Origin of the sequence: Streptomyces sp. adm13(2018) (assembly GCF_008042145.1) — a bacterium.
Lineage (GTDB): Bacteria > Actinomycetota > Actinomycetes > Streptomycetales > Streptomycetaceae > Streptomyces.
The window spans coordinates 5,326-10,428 of the sequence record NZ_RDBH01000039.1 but is presented as its reverse complement, the minus strand read 5'-3'; the positions used below and the strand labels follow the sequence as shown (position 1 = coordinate 10,428).

Sequence of the window (5,103 nt, the reverse complement as noted above, 5' to 3'; positions counted from 1 at the left end):
CGGGACCTGCGCCGCGACGAGCCTCCGGTGGGGCGGAGCTGGGGGCTGAGGCGGGTGCGCGGTCTCGCGTTCGGCTCGCTGGGGACCGTCGCCGCGGCGGCGGCCGCGTACCTGCTCCTCCTGGTGCCGGCCGGCGGTGTCTCGCCCACTCCGGCGCCGCGGCGACGGTCCCCAGCGAGCCGAACGCGAGACCGCGCACCCGCCTCAGCCCCCAGCTCCGCCCCACCGGAGGCTCGTCGCGGCGCAGGTCCCGATGGGTGACGAGGGCCGCGCGCGCGGCGAACGCGGCGCGCAGCCGCTCCTCGGTGACGGTTCCGGGGTCTTCGGCACGCGGTCTCATCGGCCCGCCTCCAGCTTCTTCTCCAGGGCGTCCAGCGCGCGGCTCGCGGTGGACTTCACCGTGCCGCGCGAGAGCCCGAGGGCCTGCGCGATCTGCGCCTCGGTCAGCTCCGACCAGTAGCGCAGGACGAGGACCTCGCGCTGGCGCCGGGTCAGCCCCGCCAGCGCGTCGAGCACGTGCCGGTGCTCCTCGGCGAGCAGCAGCCCCTCGTCCACGGGAGGCCCGGCGACCGGGTGGGGCGGGGTGTACGCGCGCGCGGTGCGGCGCCTGCGGAGCACGGAACGGGCGGCGTTGACCACGGCGGTGTGCAGGTACGCGCCCGGGTCCTCCAGCCCGCGCAGGGACGTGCCGTACGTCCGGCACACGGCGGCGAACGCGTCCTGCACGACGTCCTCCGCGGTGTGCAGGTCGTCGACGAGGAAGAGCGCGAGCCGCACCATGTCGAGCCGCCGGGCCCGGTACAGCTCGGTGAGCGTGGGCGGCGGCCCCTGGTCCGTGGGGTCGTCCACCGCACGCAGTCGCCTTCCCCGTCCGGCCCCGGGGGCGTCGTCGGCCCGGGTACGGGTCTGGGGCCGGGTCCTGGTCCGGGGCACGCGGGCGAGCAGCGCGGGGGCGGCGTCCGGGGCCGAGACCTTCGGCGCGGCGGGCGCGGGCTTCGGACCGGAGGCGGCGAGGGCCTGCGCGGCGAAGCCGCCGCCACCGAGGAGGAGCGCGGCACCGGCGACGACGCCCAGGATGCGGGGGCGGGGGCGGAAGGTCCGCTTGGCGTGGCTGGACATGGGGTCTCCCGAGAAAGGGACGGACACGGTCGGGTGCGCGGGGGCGGCGTCCGGGGCCGAGACCTTCGGCGCGGCGGGCGCGGGCTTCGGACCGGAGGCGGCGAGGGCCTGCGCGGCGAAGCCGCCGCCACCGAGGAGGAGCGCGGCACCGGCGACGACGCCCAGGATGCGGGGGCGGGGGCGGAAGGTCCGCTTGGCGTGGCTGGACATGGGGTCTCCCGAGAAAGGGACGGACACGGTCGGGTGGAACGGGGTGAAGGGCGCCTTCACACCACCAGACGTGCGGCACCCGGCGAGGTTGCGACCGGCGCGGAGAAAGTTTCCGCGGGGCGCCGCCGGGGTCGGCGGGGCCGCCGGGCCGCCCCGGTGGCGGTCCGGTGCGTCCGGCCGGGCGCGCGTAAGGCCGCGCAGTAGCCTCCCGGGCATGACCCCTGAGATGAACGACGCCGTACGCGCCCTGCTCGACGCCCGGCACATGGCCGTGCTCGCCACCCTCAACCCGGACGGCTCGCCGCAGAGTTCGGTGGTGTGGGTCAGCCGCGACGGCGGCGAGCTGCTGATCTCCACCACGCGGAGCCGGCGCAAGGCGCGGAACATGCTCCGGGACCCGCGCGTCGGCCTCACCGTCTTCGACCCCGCCGACCCCGATCTGTACGTGGAGATACGCGGTACCGCCACCGTCACCGAGGACACCGGCAGGGCGGTGGCCGTCCGCATCGCCGAGGAGTACCTCGGTCCGGGCGGCGGCAAGGAGTACGCGGAGGCCCCGGCGGACCACGTCCGCGTGATCGTCCGCATCACGCCGACCCGGGTCCTCGGCAGCGCCGCGAGGGCCGCGCGGCCGTAGCAGGATGGCCCGGCGGTCAGCGGCCGTAGAGGGCGCGGGCCCGTACCAGGTCGAGGGGTGTGCCGTCCTCGGGCACGTGCGGGAAGTGGTCCTGCTGCCGGTCGGCGGGCCCGGAGCGATCCGTCGGGTCGGGGGGGCGTGCCGGTCCGGTCGTCGTCCGCCCACCCTGCCACGGCGCCGACGCCCGTCCGTGCGAGCATGCCCCGGTGCGTGAACTGAGTGAGTTGACCGAGGTCGAGGACCCCGCGTGGCCGGTCCTCGGGGAGAAGCTGCGGGCCGCGCCCGTCCCCGTCGAGGTGCTGGACGCCGACGCGGCGCGGGGCGAGGCCGCGCTGCTGCGGACGCAGGTGACCGTGCGGTCCTTCCTGGGCGCCTTCCTGCTGCACAGCGGCGGGGCGTTCGTCGACGACGGCTGGCTGCGGCTGTACGGCAGCCCGGCCGCCGACAACGACCGGCGGCTGCCGTCCCTCGCGCAGGTCAACGGCTTCCCCGCGGACGCGGCGGATGACCCGGGGTGGCGGCCCGGCGCCGGGTTCGTCGTGGCCCACGACGTGCTCGGCGGGGCGTTCGTCCTCCAGGGCGGACCGGCGGAGGAGACCGGGCTGCCGGGACAGCCGGGCGAGATGGTGTACTTCGCGCCGGACTCGCTGCGCTGGGAGGCGCTCGGCGCCGGATACGGGGCCTGGCTGTCGTGGGTGCTGTCCGGCGGCACGGAGGAGTTCTACGAGGGGCTGCGCTGGCCCGGCTGGCGGGAGGAGGTCCGGCCGCTGGACGGCGACCGGGGCCTCACCCTGTACCCGCCGCTGTGGTCGGCGGAGGCGCACCGGGACCTGGCCGCGACCAGCCGCCGGGTCGTGGCGCTCGCCGAACTCCTGGGGTTCGCCCGGGAGACGAGCGCGGGTCTTGACGAGCCCGACCCCGGCTTCCTGGGGAACGTATGAGCGCGGGGGAGGCGGGCGGGGTGGCCGCGCGGACGGTACGGACCGCCCGCCTGGACCTCGTACCGCTCGACGTCGCGCACGCCGAGGAGATGGCGGGGGTGCTCGACGACCCCGCCCTGCACACGTTCATCGGCGGAGCCCCGCTGTCCCCGGCCGAACTGCGTGAGCGGTACGCGCGGTTGGCGGCCGGGTCGCCGGACCCGGCGACGGTCTGGGCCAACTGGGCCGTACGCCTCCGCGCCGAGAACCGGCTGACCGGGACGGTGCAGGCGACGGTCACGGAGGGCGGCCGGGTCGCGGAGGTCGCGTGGGTGATCGGCACGGCCTGGCAGGGCCGGGGCATCGCCCGGGAGGCGGCCGAGGGCCTGGTAGCCCTCCTCATGGAACACGGCACGCGAACGATCGTGGCCCACGTCCACCCGAACCACACGGCGTCGGAGGCGGTGGCCACAGCGACCGGCCTCACCCCCACGGACCACCTGGAGGACGGCGAACGCCGCTGGGAACGCCACCTCTGACCGCCCCCGTGGCCGGGTGATCCCCAGGTCCGCTCAGAGCGTCCGCCGCCGGGACCGGACCCCGAGGCGCCACGTCGTGGCGAGGACCAGGAGGCCCGCCGCGCCCGCCGTCAGGCCCGCTCTCAGGCCCGGGGGGTGGAAGTCGCAGCTCACGGCCGTCGTCCCCGGGGCGACGTCTACGGCCAGCAGGTCGCCGTACGACCGTGCCCGCCGGCCCTCGCAGCGCCAGCCCGCGATTCTCGGGGCCGCCACCACCGCCGTGCCCGTCGCGCCCGGCGGGAGCGTGGCGGTGAGGCCGTCGGGGCGGACGTCGACCCTCGTCGCCGCCCGGCCGCGCAGGGCCGCCACCGCCGCGCGCAGCCGGTCCCGGTCCAGGCAGCCGATCTCGGCCGTCCCGCCGCGCGGGATCAGGGGCCGCGCCCCCGCCCGCTCCTGCACGCCCAGCGAGGTCAGCGCCGCCCGCCGCTTCGGCTGCCCGCCGAGCAGCTTCGTCCCGTACCCGCCCAGGCCCGCCGTGCCCGTCGCGTCCGGGGCCCAGAGGAAGACCTCCGTACCCACCCGGCAGGCGCCGTCCGCCCGCGGTGCCTCGTACACCCGGGCGCCCAGCAGGAGTTCCTGGTTGCGGAAGGGGGACGGGCCGTACGCCGGACCCGGGCCCCGCGGCCGTACCGTCACCAGCGGGAGCGGCGGCGCCGACGGGTCCGCCCGGACCACCTCCCCGGCCCGCCACCGCGCCCCCACCCCGAACAGCGCGTCCGTCACCGGGTTGTCCAGGCTCAGCAGGTTCCGGCCCCGGGACGTCCAGCCGCCGCCCAGCGCGGTCAGCAGCTCCGTCAGGACCGCCGGGGTGTGGCTGCTGTAGTACGCGGCGCCCTGCCCGCCCAGCAGCAGCGGGTCGTTGCCCGCGACCCGGGGCAGGCCGGAGTCCGTGCGGTGGGCGGGCCAGCCGTCCGCCTCAGCGAGGGCCTCCGCCCGGCGCCGCTGGTCCGCGCCCCACGGCGGGTAGTCGTCGAGCCGGGCCAGCCGCTCCCGGTCCGCGTACGCCGTCGTCGCCGCGGCCTGGCCGACCACGGTCCCGACGACCAGGAGCGCGGCCAGCGCCCCGTACCGGCCCCGGCGGGTCAGGAGCAGCGCCCCGGCCGCCGCCGCCAGGCCCGTGGCCGTGAGGACGAGGGCCCAGCGGGTGAGGAAGGGGCTGGGCAGCGCGCCCAGGGACAGGGCCGCGACCACCGCGGACCCGCCGAGGAGGGCGCGGCGGCCCGGGGGTCCGTGGCTGAACCCGGTCCACGCGGCGAGGACGAGGACGCCGGAGAGGACGAAGGTCTGGCGGTACGGGCTGCCGTTCGGGGTGGCGAAGGCGTGCCACAGGAGGTGCGTCGGCCCCCATTGCATCGAGGCCGCGACCGCCGGACAGAGCCCCGCCCACGCCCACCGCCGGCGGGCGGGGATCTCGCGGCGGAACAGGAGGGCGGCGACGAGCAGGAGCACCGCCGTGGACACGAAGGCCGCGGGCGTCGCGAAGCTGTACGTCACGGGGAGCAGCCGGGCGAGGACGTCCGCCGCGGGCGCCGGGTCGAACTCCTTCACCAGGCCGGGGTGCGCGTGCCGCGAGCCGAGGAAGACGGGGACGAGGACGGGCGCCGCGAGGGCGACCCCGGTCACGGTCGTCAGCCCGGCC

General features: G+C 77.5%; 5 protein-coding genes. 3 read left to right on the top strand and 2 right to left on the bottom strand.

The window, feature by feature from the left end:
* Window positions 1–336: 336 nt before the first annotated feature.
* Window positions 337–933, bottom strand: coding sequence for an RNA polymerase sigma factor (locus EAO70_RS03390; RefSeq protein WP_148001544.1), 597 nt, complete (start codon window positions 931–933; stop codon window positions 337–339).
* A 610-nt stretch (window positions 934–1,543) separates the two neighbouring features.
* Here EAO70_RS03390 and EAO70_RS03385 point away from each other — a divergent pair.
* The 3 genes from EAO70_RS03385 to EAO70_RS03375 all read left to right on the top strand — a co-directional run bounded on the left by EAO70_RS03385 (window position 1,544) and on the right by EAO70_RS03375 (window position 3,425).
* A complete protein-coding gene (locus EAO70_RS03385) occupies window positions 1,544–1,966 on the top strand; it encodes a PPOX class F420-dependent oxidoreductase (protein ID WP_148001541.1) in 423 nt (140 codons plus the stop codon).
* A gap of 206 nt (window positions 1,967–2,172) precedes the next feature.
* Window positions 2,173–2,907 (top strand): DUF2625 domain-containing protein, encoded by a 735-nt coding sequence (locus EAO70_RS03380; RefSeq protein ID WP_148001540.1) that lies wholly within the window; start codon window positions 2,173–2,175, stop codon window positions 2,905–2,907.
* On the top strand, window positions 2,904–3,425 hold the full coding sequence (locus EAO70_RS03375) for a GNAT family N-acetyltransferase (RefSeq protein WP_148001539.1): 522 nt from the start codon (window positions 2,904–2,906) through the stop codon (window positions 3,423–3,425). The genes EAO70_RS03380 and EAO70_RS03375 overlap by 4 nt, the downstream gene beginning before the upstream one ends.
* A gap of 33 nt (window positions 3,426–3,458) precedes the next feature.
* Here EAO70_RS03375 and EAO70_RS03370 read toward each other — a convergent pair.
* On the bottom strand, window positions 3,459–5,103 hold a 1,645-nt coding region (locus EAO70_RS03370; protein WP_148001543.1), incomplete at its 5' end, for a YfhO family protein.

Excerpts from the sequence above, each read along its gene's own strand:
- EAO70_RS03375 (WP_148001539.1), top strand. The coding sequence starts at position 2,904 with ATGAGCGCGGGGGAGGCGGGCGGGGTGGCCGCGCGGACGGTACGGACC.
- EAO70_RS03385 (WP_148001541.1), top strand. The coding sequence starts at position 1,544 with ATGACCCCTGAGATGAACGACGCCGTACGCGCCCTGCTCGACGCCCGG.